Annotated in this window: 14 protein-coding genes and 2 pseudogenes; 7 read left to right on the forward strand and 9 right to left on the reverse strand. The window is 71.0% G+C overall.

Translation table 11 applies throughout. The annotated features are described in order from the left end of the window. Positions 1 to 17 precede the first annotated feature (17 nt). Both mgrA and ACIPEK_RS12345 read left to right on the forward strand, forming a co-directional pair. Positions 18 to 1,058: an L-glyceraldehyde 3-phosphate reductase gene (mgrA, locus tag ACIPEK_RS12340; RefSeq protein WP_401994173.1), complete on the forward strand. Its 1,041-nt coding sequence runs from the start codon at positions 18 to 20 to the stop codon at positions 1,056 to 1,058. A gap of 805 nt (positions 1,059 to 1,863) precedes the next feature. Further along, positions 1,864 to 3,015: a winged helix DNA-binding domain-containing protein gene (locus ACIPEK_RS12345; RefSeq protein ID WP_401994176.1), complete on the forward strand. Its 1,152-nt coding sequence runs from the start codon at positions 1,864 to 1,866 to the stop codon at positions 3,013 to 3,015. 99 nt (positions 3,016 to 3,114) lie between these two features. Here ACIPEK_RS12345 and ACIPEK_RS12350 read toward each other — a convergent pair whose 3' ends face one another. The 3 genes from ACIPEK_RS12350 to ACIPEK_RS12360 form a co-directional block, all read right to left on the reverse strand. After that, positions 3,115 to 3,573: a hypothetical protein gene (locus tag ACIPEK_RS12350; protein WP_401994179.1), complete on the reverse strand. Its 459-nt coding sequence runs from the start codon at positions 3,571 to 3,573 to the stop codon at positions 3,115 to 3,117. A gap of 67 nt (positions 3,574 to 3,640) precedes the next feature. Beyond that, positions 3,641 to 4,444, reverse strand: a complete 804-nt coding sequence (locus ACIPEK_RS12355; protein ID WP_401994182.1) for a class I SAM-dependent methyltransferase — start codon at positions 4,442 to 4,444, stop codon at positions 3,641 to 3,643. Positions 4,445 to 4,522: 78 nt separating this feature from the next. Next, entirely contained in the window at positions 4,523 to 5,332 is an 810-nt protein-coding gene (locus ACIPEK_RS12360) for a prepilin peptidase (RefSeq protein WP_401994677.1), read from the reverse strand. Positions 5,333 to 5,435: 103 nt separating this feature from the next. Between ACIPEK_RS12360 and ACIPEK_RS12365 the strand changes: the two genes are divergently transcribed. Next, positions 5,436 to 5,819: a DUF192 domain-containing protein gene (locus tag ACIPEK_RS12365; RefSeq protein WP_401994185.1), complete on the forward strand. Its 384-nt coding sequence runs from the start codon at positions 5,436 to 5,438 to the stop codon at positions 5,817 to 5,819. A gap of 18 nt (positions 5,820 to 5,837) precedes the next feature. Here ACIPEK_RS12365 and ACIPEK_RS12370 read toward each other — a convergent pair. After that, positions 5,838 to 6,247, reverse strand: a pseudogene (locus ACIPEK_RS12370) (nucleotide sugar dehydrogenase); the annotation flags it as partial. A 66-nt stretch (positions 6,248 to 6,313) separates the two neighbouring features. On the opposite strand from ACIPEK_RS12370, the gene ACIPEK_RS12375 reads away from it, so the two are divergent. Further along, a complete protein-coding gene (locus ACIPEK_RS12375; protein WP_401994188.1) occupies positions 6,314 to 7,087 on the forward strand; it encodes a glycosyltransferase family 2 protein in 774 nt (257 codons plus the stop codon). Positions 7,088 to 7,126: 39 nt separating this feature from the next. Here the strand turns inward: ACIPEK_RS12375 and ACIPEK_RS12380 are convergent. From ACIPEK_RS12380 to ACIPEK_RS12390, 3 genes and pseudogenes are all read right to left on the reverse strand, one after another. Continuing rightward, a pseudogene (locus ACIPEK_RS12380) lies at positions 7,127 to 7,651 on the reverse strand (TauD/TfdA family dioxygenase); the annotation flags it as partial. A 31-nt stretch (positions 7,652 to 7,682) separates the two neighbouring features. Continuing rightward, complete coding sequence (locus ACIPEK_RS12385) at positions 7,683 to 8,918, reverse strand: hypothetical protein (RefSeq protein WP_401994680.1); 1,236 nt, start codon at positions 8,916 to 8,918, stop codon at positions 7,683 to 7,685. Positions 8,919 to 9,465: 547 nt separating this feature from the next. After that, positions 9,466 to 11,946 carry an ABC transporter permease gene (locus tag ACIPEK_RS12390; RefSeq protein ID WP_401994191.1) on the reverse strand — a complete coding sequence of 827 codons (2,481 nt, stop codon included), beginning with the start codon at positions 11,944 to 11,946 and terminating at the stop codon, positions 9,466 to 9,468. Between the two features lie 613 nt (positions 11,947 to 12,559). On the opposite strand from ACIPEK_RS12390, the gene ACIPEK_RS12395 reads away from it, so the two are divergent. The 3 genes from ACIPEK_RS12395 to ACIPEK_RS12405 all read left to right on the forward strand — a co-directional run bounded on the left by ACIPEK_RS12395 (position 12,560) and on the right by ACIPEK_RS12405 (position 15,673). Further along, the gene (locus tag ACIPEK_RS12395) at positions 12,560 to 14,557 is read left to right on the forward strand and encodes a hypothetical protein (protein WP_401994194.1); all 1,998 of its coding nucleotides are present in this window, start codon (positions 12,560 to 12,562) and stop codon (positions 14,555 to 14,557) included. A 61-nt stretch (positions 14,558 to 14,618) separates the two neighbouring features. Further along, positions 14,619 to 15,203 (forward strand): hypothetical protein, encoded by a 585-nt coding sequence (locus ACIPEK_RS12400; protein WP_401994197.1) that lies wholly within the window; start codon positions 14,619 to 14,621, stop codon positions 15,201 to 15,203. 20 nt (positions 15,204 to 15,223) lie between these two features. After that, positions 15,224 to 15,673: a DUF3592 domain-containing protein gene (locus ACIPEK_RS12405; RefSeq protein ID WP_383075371.1), complete on the forward strand. Its 450-nt coding sequence runs from the start codon at positions 15,224 to 15,226 to the stop codon at positions 15,671 to 15,673. Positions 15,674 to 15,823: 150 nt separating this feature from the next. Here ACIPEK_RS12405 and ACIPEK_RS12410 read toward each other — a convergent pair whose 3' ends face one another. After that, the gene (locus ACIPEK_RS12410; RefSeq protein WP_401994201.1) at positions 15,824 to 16,552 is read right to left on the reverse strand and encodes an Imm52 family immunity protein; all 729 of its coding nucleotides are present in this window, start codon (positions 16,550 to 16,552) and stop codon (positions 15,824 to 15,826) included. Between the two features lie 57 nt (positions 16,553 to 16,609). Continuing rightward, positions 16,610 to 18,199, reverse strand: a 1,590-nt coding sequence (locus ACIPEK_RS12415; RefSeq protein ID WP_401994204.1) for a Tox-REase-5 domain-containing protein, incomplete at its 5' end; no start/stop codon positions are given.

The following is an 18,199-nucleotide window of genomic DNA, read 5'->3' on the forward strand; positions in this document are numbered from 1 at the left end:
GTGATAAGGAGAGAAACGTGACTGATTCTCCTTTCTTCTACCGGGCCGCCGGTTCGCGCTACGACTCCATGGAATACCGCCGCACCGGCCGCAGCGGTCTCAAGCTCCCGGCCATCTCTCTCGGGCTCTGGCACAACTTCGGCGACGACCGCACGCTGGACTCCCAGCGGGCGATCCTGCGCCGCGCCTTCGATCTCGGGGTGACCCACTTCGATCTGGCCAACAACTACGGGCCGCCGCCCGGCTCCGCCGAGCTCAATTTCGGCAAGATGTTCCGGCAGGACTTCGCCCCGTACCGGGACGAGCTGATCATCTCCACCAAGGCCGGCTACGACATGCACCCCGGCCCGTACGGCGAGTGGGGCTCCCGCAAGTACCTGCTGTCGTCGCTCGACGCCTCGCTGAAGCGGATGGGGCTCGACTACGTCGACATCTTCTACTCCCACCGCTTCGACCCGGACACTCCGCTGGAGGAGACGATGGGGGCGCTGGCCTCCGCCGTACAGCAGGGCAAGGCGCTGTACGTGGGTGTGTCCTCGTACAACGCGGAGCAGACCGCCGAGGCGGCCCGGCTGCTCAGGGAGATGGGTGTACCGGCACTGATCCACCAGCCGTCCTACTCGATGATCAACCGCTGGATCGAGGACGACGGGCTGCTCGACACCCTGGAGACGGCCGGCATGGGCTGCATCTCCTTCGTGCCGCTCGCCCAGGGCCTGCTCACGAACAAGTACCTGACAGGCATCCCGGCGGGCTCGCGCGCCACCCAGGGCAAGTCCCTGGACCCGGGCCTGCTCTCCGACGAGGTGCTGCGCCGGCTGAACGGGCTGAACGACATCGCCCGGCGGCGCGGGCAGTCACTCGCCCAGCTGGCACTCGACTGGGTGCTGCGGGACAGCCGCATGACGTCGGCGCTGATCGGCGCTTCGAGCGTGAAGCAGCTGGAGGAGAACGTCGCGGCGCTTGCCGGGGCGCCGCTGTCCGCCGAGGAGTTGAAGGAGATCGACACCTTCGCCGTGGACACCGCGGGCACCAACATCTGGGCCGGACGGAGCTGACCGGGGGCGGCCTTCGCGGGGCCGGCACGCAGTCGGCACGCGGCCGCCACACGGTGCGCACAGCGGGCCCACAAAAAAACGGGCCGGTCCGTGGGGGGGGGATACGGACCGGCCCGAGGGGGGGTTTCCACCATAACCCTTCGTAAGTGATGCTGCGTGCCACGCCACTCCACAATTACTCTCCGGATTCGCCGGACTCCGGTGCGAGCACGGCATCCGGTGGGGCCTCGGTGGCCGCCGACCGGCTTTACGCAGCCGGTTCCTTCGAGGTAGCGGCCGTGGGCCTCGGCCTTGACGGGCCCGTTGACCATGCCGTCCGGGGCCCCCTCCACACAGATCGGGCCGAGGTCGACCACGAACGTGTTGCGGTGGGGACCGAAGGTGCCGGTGGAGATGGCCTCGGGGCCGTTTCCCAGACCGGCGAGTGCCTCATGGAGCTGGGACTCGGTGGTCCTGCGGCCCTCCGCGATGCCGGCCAGGCCCGCCTCGACCTTCTTCACTTCGGCAGCACCCTTGGCCCGGTCGTCCGGGGACAGCTCGGCGGTGGACCGGAAGGCGTGGTTCTCCCGATAGTGCGGCGCGCCGTCGCCGGCGTCCGGTTCGACGTAGGGGGAGGCGCCACGGCCGGAGGGCGGTATCCCGCACCGGGTCCGGCGGCCCCGGCCCGCTCCGTGCCGCAGCCGGCGAGGGCGGGCGCCAGGAGGAGCACCGACGCGGTGGCGAGAGTCCTGGCTGTACGTCTCGCAGAGGTCATGGGCCGAGTATGGGACAGGCCCTGACCTGATGGGCCGCTAGTTTCCGCATCATGACGACACGAACCGCGACCGTGACCTGGACCGGGGCGAACGCGCGCCGGATGGAACGCCAGGGGCTCGCCGCTCCGGTGCACCTCACCCCGGCCGATGCGGTCGGCGCACTGCCGGCCGCGCACGCCCAGGTGCTGTCGGCCGCCGAGCTCTCCGTCGGGCTGCGGACGGCAGGCGCGACCCGTACCGATGTGCGCGAGGCGCTGTGGACCGAGCGCACCCTGGTCAAGACGCACGGGCCGCGCGGCACCGTCCATCTGCTGCCGATGGCCGAACTTCCCATGTGGACCGGCGCGTTGTCCGCCGTACCGGCCGGACGCAATCCGTTCCCCGAGGATGTCCGGATGACGCCGGAGCAGACCGAGGCCGTGCTCGCCGCGATCGCGGACGCGCTGACCGGGGCCGAGCTGACCGTCGACGAGCTCTCGGATGCGGTGGTGGAACGTGCCGGGGCATGGGCCGGGGACCGGGTGATGCCCGCGTTCCAGGACATGTGGCCGCGCTGGCGGCAGGTAATGCATCTTGCGGGTCACCGCGGCGCGCTGTGCTTCGCGCCCGGTCGCGGCCGCAAGGTCACCTACACCCGCCCGGACGCCGTCCCGCTCGACGGTCCCGAGGCGCTCGCCCGTCTCGTACGCCGCTATCTGTACGCGTACGGTCCGGCCACGCCCCAGCACTTCGCGAAGTGGCTCGCGGCGCCGCAGCGTTGGGCGGCGGAGCTGTTCGCGGGGATGGCCGCGCGCGGGGAGATCGAGGAGGTGGCGTACGAGGGGGAGCCGGCCTGGCTGGTGGCGGGCGACACGGCGTTTTTGGTGGAGCCGGTGCGCGGGGTGCGGCTGCTCCCCTACTTCGACGCGTATCTCATCGCGTCCCAGCCGCGCGAGAAGCTCTTCCCCGGGGTGGCGTACACCCGTGCGCTGGCGGGTGGTCAGGCGGGGAACTTCCCGGTGCTGCTGATCGACGGGACCGTGGCCGGGGTGTGGCACCAGCGCCGGTCGGGCCGGCGGATCGCCGTGACGGTGGAGCCGCTGTCACCGCTCACGGCCGGGCAGCTGCGGGGGCTGGAGGAGCAAGTGGCGCGAGTCGGCGAAGTGCTTGAGGGCACGCCGGAACTGACGGTGGGGAAGGTGACGGTGGGCCCGCACGCGTAGCGCCTGCCGTCGCGGCCGGTGCGGTGACAGCGTTGGTTCACCGGGCCCGTCCGGTCGCCAGCCTGTCCTCAAACGCCGGACAGGCTGGAAAGCGGCGAATCAGCCCCTCGCCGGTGCGCCCCGGTGGCCGCGGGTGAAGCGGATCGACACGGTGTCGCCGCCGACGACCACGAAGCGTCCGCCCTCGCACCGGATGACGGCCTCGTGCACCTCGCCCTTCTCGTCCCTGCGCTCCTCGGTGCGGGTGACGGTCCAGCCGCCGTCGGGCGGCTGCGGCAGGTTCGACATTGCGGCGAACTCCCACTGTCCCGACGGTACGCACCAGTCGGGCAGCCTCGGCCAGGCACCGGGGCCGACATGCAATGTCCGGTCGGAGGCGCAGGTCAGAAGCACCGACTGGCCGTCGGCCAGCAGGAATTCGACGGCTTCCGGCTCCCCCATCCGCCCCTCCGGCCGGTAGAAGACTCCGAGCACTCCGACGATCCGTGCGCCTCTGAGCCAGTCGGCCTTCCCCTGCCGCGGGACACGCGGTGCTTCCCCTTCGTTCCCCACCCTCATGGCCGGTTCCCTCCCATGCGCTCACCGTCCAGGGTCGCACCCTCCGGGCGAAAGCAGGCGGCACGGCCTACTCCGGTTTGCCCTCCTCGGTCTTGCGGGCCTCGATCAGGAATCGGGTGGTGTGGGCCACGAACGGCCCCTCGGTCTCGATCCGGTGGTGCAGCGCGGCCAGTTTCGGCCGGTACTCCTCGACGGTGAAGCCCGGCACCATCCAGATCACTTTCCGCAGGAAGTAGACGACGGCCCCGATGTCGAAGAATTCGGTACGCAGCGTCTCCATCCGCAGATCGACGACGTCGAGCCCGGCCGCCTCGGCTTCGGCCCGTGCCTTCTCCGGGTCGCGGGCGCCGCGCACCTCGGGCGGCTGCGGGCCGAGGAAGTACTCGACGAGTTCGAAGACGCTCGCCGGGCCGACCTGTTGCGAGAAGTACGTGCCCCCGGGGGTGAGCACCCGCGCGATCTCCTCCCACCAGGTGGTCACCGGATGCCGGCTGACCACCAGGTCGAAGGCGTTGTCGCCGAACGGCAGCGGCGGCTCGTCCGCATCGGCGACCACGGCCGCACCGAGCGGGTGCAGGAGTGCGGTGGCGCGGGCGACGTTCGGCGGCCAGGACTCGGTGGCGACGGTGAGCGGCGGCAGCTTCGGCACGGAGGCGAGGACCTCGCCGCCGCCGGTCTGGATGTCGAGCGCGGCCCTGGCCCGTCCCATCCGGTCCGCCATGGCACGGGCGTAGCCCCAGGTGGGGCGCTGCTCGGTGGCCCGGCCGTCGAGCCAGGAGAAGTCCCAGCCGTCGACGGAGACGGCGGCGGCCTCCGCAGCGAGGACGTCGAACCGTGCGTGTTCCGCTGCTTCTGCGGGCGCTGTGGGCATACGGGAATGGTGTCAGCCGGGCGGTGGCCCGCGCGACCTCAATACGGCGGGGCGGGCGGCCGACAGCCCGAGCAGCGGTCAGGCGGCCAGTCCGCCGAGCAGTATGCCCAGCAGCGCACCCGTGATCATGAAAGGTCCGAACGGGATGCCGGTCTTGCGCCCGGCCCTCTTCAGGACCATCAGCCCGAACCCGTACACCGCACCGAGCAGGAACCCGGCGAAGCCCCCGGCGAACACCACGGCCCAGCCGTACCAGCCGAGGGCCACGCCCAGCGACAGGGCGAGCTTGACGTCTCCGAAGCCCATTCCGTTCGGGTTGATGAGGAAGAGCAGGAAGTAGAAGGCTCCGAGGGCCGCACCGCCGAGCAGGGCGGACAGCCAGGCTCCGCCGTGCTCCGGGAGCAGCGCCGCAACGCCCAGAAGTACGGTGACCGCCCCCGCGGCGGGCAGGGTCAGCCGGTCGGGCAGGCGGTGGACGCGGCGGTCGATGGTCGCGAGGAGTACGCCGACGGGGGCCAGCAGCAGCCAGACGGCGAGCTCGGGCCGGAGTCCGGTGGCCGCTGCGAGCGCGGCGCAGGCAAGCGCGGTGACGACGGGGACGAGGACGCCGGGGGCGTAGCGCGCCGTGGACTGTGCGGTGTCCTCCCGGTCACTCCGGTCTCCCGGCTCGGCGCCCGGAGCGGTGGGGACCGGCACCGCCGCCGCGCACATGGCGCACCGGGTGGAGCCGAGCCAGCCCCGGGCGGCACCGGTCAGGGCGTGGCCCGCGGGGCAGGTGTCCCGCCAGGTGTCCTCCGGTTCGACGGAGAACCGGTAGGCGGCGCGCGGGACCAGCAGTCCGGCCGCTGCGCCCCAGAGTGCGGCGAGCACTGTCAGCATGGCGTACACGGAGGAGACCCTAGGCGGGTGCCGGGCACGGGTCATGGGTCCTGGGGCCCACTGCGCACCGTTGTGGACCCAGCGGCCGTCACCGGACGCTACCGTCTTGGCCATGGCTCAATGGCGCAATGGGAATGGGACGTTGACGGTCACCGATCCACAGGGAGGGCAGGAGCCGGAGATACCGCTGCGGATCGCGGCCACCTACTGGACCAGGAGCCGCGGGCTGCTCGGGCAGGACGGGATCGACGGCGCCCTGCTGATCACCCCGTGCGGGAGTGTGCACACCTTCCGGATGCGGTTCACCATCGATGTGGCGTACCTGGACCGGAAGTTCAACGTGGTCGCCGTCCACACGATGAAGCCGGGCCGGCTCGGGATGCCGCGGCTGCGGGCCCGTCATGTGATCGAGTCGGAGGCCGGGGCGATGGAGAAGTGGGGACTGCGGCCGGGGGCGCGGGTGCGGATCGTCCAGACCGAGGAGAGCCGGGGCTGAGGCGTGGGCTGCCCGGCTGCCCTCACGCACCGGGCAGATCGGTAACACCACCTCCTCGGTGGTACCGGGGTAGGTCGTGGACTCCAGGACCACGGTCGCACCGGGGCACAAGTGCTCGCCCAGCGTGTGGGCACACGACTCGACGTAGGTCAGGTGGGCACTCCGTCCCGCAGCGGGGTCGGCACGGTGATCACCGCGATGTCGAACCGGGGCAGCGCGGCGGCTTCGGCGGTCACGCGGTAGGCCCCGGAGTCCAGCACTGCGCGGAGCCGCGCGGACGCCACGTCCTCCACGTAGGACTCGCCAATGGCGAGCTGCTGGACGCGATGCGGGTCCACGTCGAAGCCGACGACACGGTGCCCCACCTCTGCGGCGCGGACGGCCGGCGGCAGCCCCACATAGCCCTGACCAGCGACAACAACATGCATGGCAGCTCCTACTCGATCGCAGTGCTTGAATGGACCGTCGTTCCTGGCTGAGCAAGGAGAAGCGCTGTGCCCCTGGTGTCCGTCGTGATGCCCGTGTACAACTCGGCAGCCACTCTCGGCCCAGCAATCCGGTCGGTGCTCACGCAGACCCACAGCGACCTGGAGCTGCTGATCACCGACGACAAGTCGTCCGATGGCTCCATGGACCTGCTCATGGAGTTCGCCCGGCAGGACAAGCGCGTCCTGCCGGAATCGGCACCCGAACGGGGCGGTGCCGGCCGGGCACGCAACCTCGCAATCGAGCGGGCCCGGGGGGACTACGTCGCCTTCCTCGACAGTGACGACATGTGGCTGCCGGAGAAGGCCGAGCGGCAGATCGAATTCGCGGCGGCGGGTAGTGCACCTCTCACGTTCACCTCGTACTTCAAGATGGACGCCGACTACGACGGCGAGAGCACCGACTTCATCCCGAACGGGCGCGTGGTCCGCGCGCGGGAACACGTGGACTACCGCGCGATGCTGGTCCAGGACCACATCGGTGCTCTGACCGCCATGTACGACCGCAACGTCCTGGGCACGAGGCTGATGCCGGAGATGCGGAAGCGACAGGACTACGCGCTGTGGCTGTCGATCATGCGCGACGGCGCTGACGCCCGGGGCCTTCCCGAGCCGCTTGCGGTGTACAGGGCCCACCAGGCGGGGTCACTGTCCTCCAACAAGCTGTCGCTCGTCCCATACAACTGGGAGCTGTACCGCGAGCACGAGGGACTGTCGGTCCCGCGGTCGACGCGGGCGCTGGCCGGCGCTGTGTGGCAGTCGCTGCGCAACTCGCGGATCTAGGACCTCCGCGAGACCCGGCCAGACACCCGCCGGCACGACCTACGAGGCGGCCTGACCCGTGGCGCCCGCACTGCGCAGAAACAGTTGGAGCAGCAGGCGGCGTTTCTCGGGCGTGACACCGTGCTGGCCGTCGCCGAGCAGCTCGCGGCCGTGGACCCAGCGGTGCTGGTTCACGATCAGGAAGTCGCCGCGCTGGAGCGTGCAGGAGACCTGGTCGGCGACCATCTGATCCGCGAGTTCCTTGGCCGCCTGGGCGTGCTCCTCGTCGAGGCCGGACTCGGCGAGCATCTTGGCGGTGAACCGCACGAACCCGCGGTCCTCGGGCTCCCCGTCCAGGACAGGGAACGGCGTGTACTCCTCGCCGACGTCGGACAGGTCGAAGAAGCCTCCGTAGCGGTACACCACGTCGGCCAGGAGAGCGCGACTCGATGGCGTCAGGCGCGATACGGCCTCGCGCGCGTTGGAGAGGATGCTCACGCCGGCCCCCAGCGGGTCGGGGCGGACGCACAGAAGCGTGGTGTGGTCCGGCGGCAGGGTCGCGTTGACCAGGTCCATGTGGAACGCGTTGCACCCCGTGCCGGTGGCGTGCTCGCGCTCACGGCGGGCCGGAGCCGAGCAGCGTCCACGCCCCGTAGGCCGCCGACGCCACCGCGAGCACGGCGACGACCGTCGCCGTACGGGCCGTGGTGCGCAGCCCCGACAGCGCGACGGCGGGCGGGAGGAGCAGCGGGAACGCGGGCATCATCAGCCGCGGCCTGGACCCGAAGTACCCGGAGCCGATCAGCGCGATGACGACGACGGCGATGCAGTAGGCGAGTACGGGGAGCGGCTGGCGCTGCCGTACGCACAGGAACACCACCCATCCCAGCCCCACCAGCGCCGCGCACAGCCCGAGCGCGCCGGGCAGCGGCAGCCCGAGGATGAACGAGGCGAGTGCCACGCCTCCGTCGATGCTGTTGCCCCACTGTGCCTGGACGTCGAAGTACGCGAACGGGCTGCCCTCCCGTACGGCGACGAACACCACGTACGCGAGCCAGCCCAGCGGCGCGAGTGCGGTACCGGTCAGCATCCGTGCGTTGCGGCGGACGATGCCGTCCGTCCGGCCGGCCCGGTACTCCCGTACGAGCGTGACCGCGGCGGTGATCGCGAGGGCGGCGATGAGCGCAGCCGCGGAGGGCCTGGTCAGCCCGGCGAGTACGCACAGGGCGCCCGCCACGATCCAGCGCCGGGTCAGTACGGCGTAGAGCGCCCAGGCGGCGAACGCGGTGAACAGTGTTTCGGTGTACGCCATCGACTGGACGAACGCCGTCGGGTACACACCCCACAGCGCGGCCAGCACCACCCCTGCCCGACGCCCGTACAGATGCGCCCCGACGGCGTAGATCCCCCAGGCGGCGAAGAGCGCGGCGACCCAGGCGACCAGCAGTCCGGCGCCCGCGAGGGAGAGCGGGGTCAGCTCGGCGATGCCGCGTTCCAGAGCGGGCAGCAGGGGGAAGAAGGCCAGGTCGGAGTGGATGTCGCCGTTCGGGAGGGTAACGGTGTAGCCGTAGCCGTTCTCGGCGATCCGCTGGTACCAGACAGAGTCCCAGCGCTCGGCGAGGAGGTGGAAGGCGCTCTTGTCGGCGCCTGCCGCGGCGGCGGCGAAGACGACGAGACCGATCAGACGCACGGCCGCGTACGCCCCGAGGGCCGGAGCCGCCGCCGCGAGGGCCGTGGCGAGGCGGCCTCGGACGGGGGGATGCTGCGGTCGCGGCTGCGGTCGGCGGCTGGGCTGCCGCACGAGCTGCTGTGCGGGGGCGGTGGCCTGGGCGGCCGGATCGTCGTCGGGCATGCTGCCGATTATCTCCGCAGCGGGTGGCCCCACCCGCCACGGGCCGGGCAGCGGCGCCCGGCTACGGGCGCCGGTGCCGCGCGGCTCCACGACGACGATGTCGAAGCGGTCACGCAGCGCCGGTGGGAAGTACTGCTCACGGGCCTGCTCGTAGCGGAGATAGCCGACCTCGCCATCTCCCGGGCCGCCGGGGTTGAAGAAGAGCGTCCCGATGCGGTGTCCGGGATCGGCCGCCGGCAGGCGCGCGACTTCGATGGTCGTGCGAGGAGAGGTCCCGGGCCGGGACCAGTCGATCGGCACGGAGATCTGCCCGCACCGCAGAGCCGCCGACTGGTCCGTCCCGCCACACCGCTGCCAGTCGATCCGTGGCGCCGCCGGTGACGCGGCCTGCGCCGCCGCCTGCGCGGGGGAAGTGAGCCCTATGGCGGCAAGAACGGACAACGCCACCGTTCCTAGCCAGTGTGCATGAGTGAGTCCTGGACCCACCGATGTGTACTGGGCGCATCCCGACCGGTTTTGGATGCGCTGCGTTCCCGCTTCGCAGGTGTTACGTCGTGCGGAGCGCGGCGATGACGGTCATCCGTCCGACCCGTCGGGCCGGCAGGATGGCGGCTGCGAGTCCGGTGAGCACGGTCAGCCCCAGCGCTGCCAGTACCAGAAGTACGGGTGGACCGCCGATCGTTCCCACTGTGGAGGTGACCGATCGGGCGGCCGCCCAGCCGTAGCCGAGGCCAAGGGCGGTGCCGATCACCGCGGCGGCCAGGGACAGCAGTAGTGCCTCCAGGGTGAGCATGCGGCGCAGCTGCCGGCGGGACATTCCGATGGCGCGCAACATGCCGATCTCGCGGGCGCGTTCGCTGACGCTGAGCATCAGGGTGGCCGCGACGCCGAGTCCGGCGATGGCGACCGAGAAGCCGAGCAGCGCCACGGTGATCAGCATCATCCGGTCCATCAGCGATCGCAGGCTCTGCGCCTGTGCCGCGGTGTCGGTGACGCGTACGTGGGGGTAGTCGGCCAGTGCCCGGTCCATGGCCCGACGGGCAGCGAGGTGGTCGGTGCCCTGGGCGGGGCTGATCCAGGCCGTGGTGACGGCCGCGCCGGGGGCGAGCCGGTCCAGGGTCGCCGGTGTCACCAGCAGGACGGCCCCGCTCTGGAGTGTGAAGGGCAGGCTGCTGCGCCCGGGTTCGATCCGCAGAGTGGTACCGGGCCGGCCCATCGCCCCCGCGACCTGGCGCACGCCGCCGTTGTCGAGGCCGCTGAGCGCGGCGCCGTCGGCGAGCGCGCTGGCCCGGTCGATGCCGTCGGTGTGGGCATTGAGCCGGGCCGGGTCGACGGCGGCCACCAGGGTGCCGTGGCCGTCGATCTCCACGGTTGCCGAACGGACCGGCGTGACGACGAGCTGGCGCTGCGCACCGAGCGTGCCGAGTGCCCCCGCGGGCAGCGGGCCGCTGGTGGTGGCTGCCGAGAAGGTTCCGGGCTGGCGCGCGGAGAGCATCGGCATCAGGGAGTTGGAGGTGATCGCCAGTGCGGTGACGGCGCTGACCAGCACAGTCACCCCGAGCAGCAGCGCCGAACCGGTGGCGCCGGTCCGCGCGGGGTTGAGCCGTAGCTGTTGGGTGGCGAGCCGCCCGGCTGTGCCGCCGAGCCGCCGTGCGGGGGCGCCCAGCGCCGCGACGACCGCCGGCAGCAGCCGGTGGCTGAGCCTCAGCACCCCGAAGAAGCTGCAGATCGCGCCGAGCGTGACTGCGAGCAGGGAGAGCGGCGGTCCGGCCACCACCCCGAGTGCCAGCAGCGCCACACCCGCGAGCAGCAGGGCCGCGGACCACGCCGCGGCGCGCAGCCGGGTCGGGCCGCCGCCCGCACTGTGCGTACCACCGAGCGCGGCCAACGGCGGCACCGCCGAGGCGGCCTTGGCAGGGCCGCGGACGGCCAGCAGGGTGAGCAGGACGCCGAACAGGCCGGCCGACACGACGGTCACCGGGGACGGCAGGAGCGAGAGGTGTACCGGCCCGAGGTCGGCGGTATGCGCCAACGCCGTACCGGCTGCACAGAGCCCGGTCCCGAGCAGCGCCCCGGCGGCCGAAGCGCCCACTCCGAGCAGCAGGCCCTGGCGGCGGATCAGTCGGTGGATCTGCGCTCGGTCGGCGCCCACGCAGCGCAGCAGGGCGAGCTGTTGGGTCCGCTGCCCCAGCACCACCGAGAAGGTGTTGCTGACCACCATCCGCGCTACCGCGAGGGCGATCAGGACGAAGGAGAGCGCGGCGATCAGCACCACTCCGTAGAGGGTCTTGCTCTGCCTGGTCGCCTCGGCGACGGACGCGTCTCGGGTGCGAATCTCGGCAGCGGGGCCGAGGGCGGCGCGCAGCGTCTGCGCACCGCGCGCCCGCGAGGCGCCCGGCAGAAGCCGGACGTCGAGCTGGGTGGCGGTGACGCCGGTGGCGTACCGCTGCACCGCGCCGTCCGGGACGCCGATGATCGGGTGTCCGGCGAAGCTGGGCGCGCCGCGGCCGTCCAGGGTGCCGACCAGGTGGGCGGTCGCGGTGCCGCCGTCGGCGCGGACCAGCCGGATGTCCGCGCCGGGCGCGGCGGCGATCCGCCGCGCGGTGTCGGCGTCGAGCAGTACCTCGCCCGGGGTGCTCGGCCACCGTCCGTCCTTCAGCAACTGCCAGCGCAGCGCCGGGTCGGCGGCGACCGAGCTCACCACCGCGGCGTCGCCCAGCGGCCGCCGGTCCGCGGTCAGCACCCCGCCCCGGCCGGTCAGCCGCAGCGACACCCCGGCCACTTCGGCCACCTGCCGCGCTCGGGCGGCCGTGTCGGTGTCCAGTGCTCCCTTCGCCGCGGGGGTCACCTGCACGTCGCCGGGCCCGACTTCGGCGGCCGCGGTCTGGCTGAAGGAGTCCACCAGTGCCCCGCTCCCACTGACGGAGGCGATCAGGAAGGCCACCCCCAGCGCGATCGCGGCCCCGGTCAGGACCAGCTGCCGCAGTTGCCCGCGCAGTTCGGCCACGGTGTATCGGTACGTCGTCATCTTCCCTCGGCTTTTCCGCCCTGAGCAGTCATGACGCGCTGTCAGGAGCACCACCGAGCCTATGGACCGCTGCCCCCGGCCCCGTCAGCATCAGGTACTCACTTTGATCAGCCCCAGGTGGCCCCCGCCCTTCACCGCCTCCACCCTCAGAGGTAGCCACCCCTGACCTCCACCCAGAACGGCAATGACAGGGTGAGCCGCTGCCGCACTGAGCCGCGAGGTGGCGGGCGGCCGGCGGGCCGCGACGCCTTGGCGGCCGCGGCGCGCGCCTTCCGCACCCTGGCCCGTCCCGGCCTGGCCGCTGAACGTGCTGCCGTACGTGTTCGTGGGCGCGCTGGTCGTCGGTGTCGTCGGCTTCGCCGTGCTGCGGGTCCGGAAGCCGGAAGTCGCCGAACGCGCGGGAACGTTCGCGGACGATCTGGACTGATCCGGACCACCTCTCCCCGATGCCCGGCCCCCCGCACCCCGCGGGGGCCGGGCATCGCTCGTTGGGCCCGACTTTGGGGCCAAGGGCCCAGGTCACCCGGCCCGTACACCCGTACGCTCACGCCCACACCCGAATGCAGAACTGCGGGCACAGGCATGGCAAGTGGGCGTCGGAGAGGAAAGAACCGTGACTGGTGGCGGGGGCTGGGGAAGCGGAGGCGCGGGCCACATACCACCGGGGAGCGGGGGTGGTGGTTCCGGCGCGAGCGGGGGTGTGTTCTTCGCACTGACCCGTAGTTGGGCCGCCGGTGCTCTCGTCTACATCGCCGCCGGATATCTGGTGACGCGCGGGCTCGTCGAGATGCTCGCCACCGACGAACGGCTCACGTCCTTCGGCTGGCGCCTCGCCCTGCTGCACGTGCCGAACGTCATCACGACCGTACTCACGGTCCTGGCGTCGGCCCGCGTCCTGCCCGACGAACAGCGCGAGTCCCGCCTTCTGACGCTGCTCACCTCCCTGGGTGTCCCGCTGGCCGCGCTCGCCTACGGATTCGCCGTGTCCTGGCATCTCGTGGGCTTCGAGGGCACGTTGATGCCGATCGTCTCGCTGGTGACCGGTTCGGCCGCGGGGCTGGCCGTCGACCGGCTGCTGGACGACCGCGAGGAACAGTCGCCCGCGCCGTACCACCCGTACTCCTGGCGGGACGGCGGAGCCACCGCCATGGAGTACCTCGGGGTGATCGTCCTCGTCGTCACGATGATCGGCGCGATGGCCATGGCGGGTGTCGGCGGGCAGATCGGGGAACGCATCCGCTGTGCGATCAATTCGATGGGCGGCGGCGGGGCCGGCTGCTCCACCGGCGGCGGGGACACCACCGCGAAGCCGAAGACGGACGCCGACTACGAGCCCAAGATGTGCCAGGTCTCCAGCATCTCCGACACCGTCGGCGACAAGGTCAAGATCGGCTGGTTCGAGTGGGGCAACGAGTACGGCTTCCAGCAGAAGGTCAGCCAGGCCAAGACCGATGTGAACGGCGACGGCAAGGTCGACGAGAACGACAAGCTGGTCTACATGACGTTCACGGACGCCGCCTCGGCCGGCGCGACCGCCAGCACCCCCGGCATCAAGCTCGGCAAACTGGGCAAGGCGGATGTGGACGTCGGCGGCGGCATCAAGATCACCAACGGTGACACCTGGGTCTTCAAGAGCGAGGAAGAGGCCAAGAAGATGCGGGACGACATCGAGGAAATGAAGATGTGGGAGACCTCCACCAAGTACAGCGGTGGTTACGGCGGCGGCTGGTACTCCGGCATGAAGTGGGCCGACAAGAAGAAGGACGTCGAGAAGAAGATCGGCGACAAGAAGATCTCCTACTCGACCGTCGGCCTCAACGCGTACGCGGACGGCGGCCTCTCCATCAGCGCGGGCGACGAGACCAAACTCGGTGCCAAGCTCGGCGGCAAGGCCAAGTTCTCCCCCGAGGTGACCATCACCAAGGACGACGTCAACGGCAACGAGTCGTACACGTACACCGCCAAGCTCGAACTGGAGGGCAAGGTCGGCGGTTCGGCCGGTCCGCTCGGCGGCACGGCCGCCGCGAAGGACAGCCGGACCGGGGCGATCACCGTCACCCGCGACCAGAAGACCGGCAAGATCGTCCGCATCGACATGACCCAGACCGTCGAGGGCGGCTCCACGTCCGACAAGGGCGACATCAGCGGCGACAACGGCAAGAAGGACGGAGACAAGCGCGGCGGCAAGGTCAGCGGCACCGACTCCTCCAGCGAGACCGGCATCGAGGTCCTGACCAACTCGATCGTCTTCGGCAAGGACACGGACCAGGCCACCGAGGGCAAGCGGGCCGTCGCCGAGCAGTGGCTCAACGGCTCCGGCAACAACACCGCCCCGTTCGAGTACATGTTCGGCGACCACTCCATGCAGCAGAAGCCCACCGGAACCGACCCGTTCGACCAGCTGATGTTCCAGGACGGCCTGTCGAGCACCATGAAGTACCACGGTGAGACGGACGCCCAGGAGTTCGGCTTCGAGGTATCGCTCGGTATGAGTCTCGGATTCTCCATCTCGGACGAGCACAAGAAGGAGACACTGACCAACGCGCAGTTCCTCGGGGCTCCGCAGGGCGACAAGCGCTCGTACCTTCCGTACAGCTACTGCGCGAAGTAGTTCGTACACCGGGTACGGCTACGGTGCGCAGCAACCACGCACGACGACGAGGCGATAGGCGATGACGACGACGATGAAGATGTCCCGGGCAATCGGCGCAGCTGCTGCCGCCGCCATCGGCCTCGCCCTGCTCACCGGCTGCGGCGACGACGCCGCCGCGGTTCCGGAGGGCTGGGGCAAGCTCGACACCAAGAGCCTCTCCGTCGGCTACCCCGAGAAGAAGGGCTACAAGGAGCAGCCCGCCTCCGACCGCGCGAAGGCCAACGCCGCCGTCGCGCTGAAGGAGGAGGGCGGGCTGCGCACCGGCATGGTCTCCGTGCAGCTCGACTTCGCCACGGGCGTGGACGACGCGGGTGAGGCGGCAGCTGCGGCAGGCGCCGGTATCGGTCTCGGGGCGACCCGCAAGGAGACCTCGGACGTGCGGCTGGCGGGTGCGGAGAGCGCCCGTGAGGCGCGCAGGATCGATTACGAGTTCACGTCGAGCGGCAAGGAGCAGACCCCGGCGCCGGGCACCGAGATGACGGGTGTCGTGGTGGCGGGCGTCGATTCGAAGGACGTGCCGTTCGCGGTCCGGATCAATGCGGTGAAGGGCTCGCTGAGCCGGCAGGACCTCGACGCGTTCGTCGATTCGATCACCGTCAAGTAGCGGATCGGGGGCGCTCGTTCATGCAGATCCTGCCCGGCGGCACGGCCACGTTCCTGCTGCTGTTCGGCCTGTTCCTCGGCGCGTTCGCCGTCCGCTCGGCGCTGCGCCTGCATCGGGTGCTGCGGCTGGTCCGGCACGGCGAACACGCCGAGGGCCGGTGCGCGGACCGCCGGACGGTCGACCGGGGGCCGGGCACGGACCGGAGTTACGTCACCGAGTACGTCTTCGCCTTCCGTACCCGTGACGGCCGCGACATCGAATTCACCGACCATGCCCCGGGGCCGTTCGGCTTCGAGGTCGGGGCGCCGGTCCGGGTCAGCTACGACCCCGCGGCCCCGTCGAAGCACGCCACGGTGGCGGGCCCGGGGGCGTGGGGGCCGGTGGTGATGCCCGCGGTGTTCGCGGTCGTGCCGGGGGTGTTCGCGGTGGGGCTGCTGGTCGGGTTCGCGGCGATGCGGGGGTTGCTCTGACGGGCGTGCAGGCGGGCCGGAGTGCAGGCGGGCCGGCGCGCAGGCGCGCAGGCGAGCAGGCGAGCAGGCGTGCAGGCGTGCAGGCGTGCAGGCGTGCAGGCGTGCAGGCGTGCAGGCGTGCAGGCGGGCAGGCGTGCAGGCGTGCAGGCGTCAGAACTTGTCCCGGTCGTACGGCTCCGGGATCGGCTCCAGCGCCCCGGCCGCCCGCAGTTCCCTGTTGGCCTCGACGATCGCCTCGACGCTCGGCACGGTCGTACCGCCCCGGGTGAGGTCGATGACCAGGCCGCCGGCCGCGGTACGGGTGTACGTGCCGTCGAGCCCTTCGGGTGCCGACGCCGCCCGCCCGGCGCAGAGGTAGACCGCCCGGCCGCAGCGGGGATGGGAATTCTCGAGGCCGAACTCATCGGACACGGCCCGGTACTCGGACTTGTTGTACACCTGGCCGGCGTCGATGTCCCAGGCCTCGGCAATGACGCGAAGCATCTCGGGGGTGCGCCGGATCACCTCTGCCGATTCCTCCACCTCGCGGGAGCGGAAGGTGACCGCGAGGGAGTTCGTGACCCACTGGGACGTGCCACCCGCGTGAACGGCCACGGTCACACGCGGCATCCCCGGGTTCTGTGCCCAGAGTGAGGACGTCATTCCGATCACGCCGATGTCCGGCGCTACGTTCTTCCGCTCGATGTAGGCGGTCAGTGTGTCGACCGAAGGTTCCAGAACGGGGTCCGAAGCAACCCCGTCCTCCGCCTCGTGCCACCCGTCGAACGTCGGACCGTCAATGCCCTTGAGCCCGTTCAGGGTAGTGAGCCAGCGTTCGGCAATCGCTGATGTGCTCTCTTCGCGGACACCCCACAGGCCGTTGGCCACGACGTACAACACGGCTTTCCCTTCAGCCTTGCTTCCCGTTCCGCTTGCCCGGTCCTCGGCCGCCCGTACTCAGCCCGTCACATCACCAGGCGTGTGAATCACCTTAACCTTGATGCCCCGGGCCTCGAACATTTCCCTGGCCGCCTCCGCGACGTCCGGATCGGACAGGTGCCATTCGACCGGCTTCCCACGCGCCGCGTCCACTTGCCGGGTGGCTTGATCCGCCCACCGGTCCGCGACCTTCGGGGTGAGTTCCCCCGTCTCTGCGTTGTAGAAGTCCTTGCCCTTGTACCCGTACTTCGCCTCCAGGTAGGTGCCGCGCGAGGCGTCCCAGCCGTCGAAGTCGACCGGCTTCCCCGTGAGCTTGTCCAGCGGAACCCGGTACTCCTTTCCGCGGCCCACCTTGGAGATCTGCTCCTGATAACGGGCGCCCATTTCGGTCGGGTAGTTCCAGACGCCCGGCTTGATTTCCTGCCAGTTCCCTACCCCGCCGTCCTTGGCCCCGGCCGGCGGGTCCTTCAGGTCCTTGTACCAGGCCGGCTTCGGTTCGTTCTGCGCACGCTCCAGGTTCTGCCGCCGCTTGGCCGCGTCAGCCGCCTTCTTCGCCTCGTCGGCCAGCCTCTGGGCCTCGTCGGCGGCCGCCTTCTTCTCCGGGTCGGCCTCGTCGCACTTTCCGGTGAGGAACCCGACGGGCACGGACGTGCGGGCCGCGGCCAGGACGCCGGTGCCGGAGCCCGGGAGGCCCGTGCCCGGCAGGCCCGGGCCCGCGTCGTCACCGGCGTACGGAACTCGTACGCGGCCGCCCATGCCGACCGTGCAGCCCTTGAGGCCGGCCTGCTCGGCCGCATCATCGGCGTGCTGCTGCGCTTCCTTCGCGGCTTTCTCGGCGCCCGCGACATCGCCCGCCTTGGCGGCCTTCTTCGCCTTGGACGCGGCCTCCGAGGCCTTCTCGGCCACTTCGCCGAGCTTGCCGAGTTTCCCGAGCTTGCCCAGCTTTCCGAACTTGCCGACGAGCTTGGCCTCGCCGTAGCCGGGGATGAACAGCGAGCCGATGTTCCACAGGCCGGTGCCGATCGCCTGACCCTCGTCGCCCCTCTTCCACATGTCGCGGACGTCGTCGCCGATGAACATGTCGTCCAGGACCTTCACCCCGGTGCCACCGGACGCCTTGGTCCAGTCCCAGACCGCACCGAGGTAGTCGCCCTTGGACCACTTGTCCCCAGCGTCCTTGGAGTCCTGGCTCCACTTGTCGCCAAGGCTCTTTCCGTAGTCCATCAGGCCGTTCCACGCCTTGACGGGGTGGATGACCGTGTCGAAGGTGCCGGTGATGTCGCCCCACAGCCCGTCGCCGACCAGGCCTTCGAAGAAGCCACCGGTCTGGTGTGCGGCACAGGAGAAGAACGCCCCGACGCCGGAGGTGCAGCTCTCGCCGGGCTTCTCGTCGCCGCCGTTGCCGCCGGCGTCCACGTCGTCGCCACCGTCCGGTTCCCCGGAGGTGTCCACGTCGTCGCCGCCGTCGTCGACCTGGGTGGCGGTGTCGCCTCCGCCGGAGCTGCCGGAACCGGAACCGCCGGTGGCGTCGGAACCACCGGCCGCATTGGAACCACCGGCCGCGCCCGCCCCTCCGGAGTCCGTACCACCGGACGCGGCCGCCCCAAC

Origin of the sequence: Streptomyces sp. NPDC088246, from assembly GCF_044741025.1 — a bacterium.
Lineage (GTDB): Bacteria > Actinomycetota > Actinomycetes > Streptomycetales > Streptomycetaceae > Streptomyces.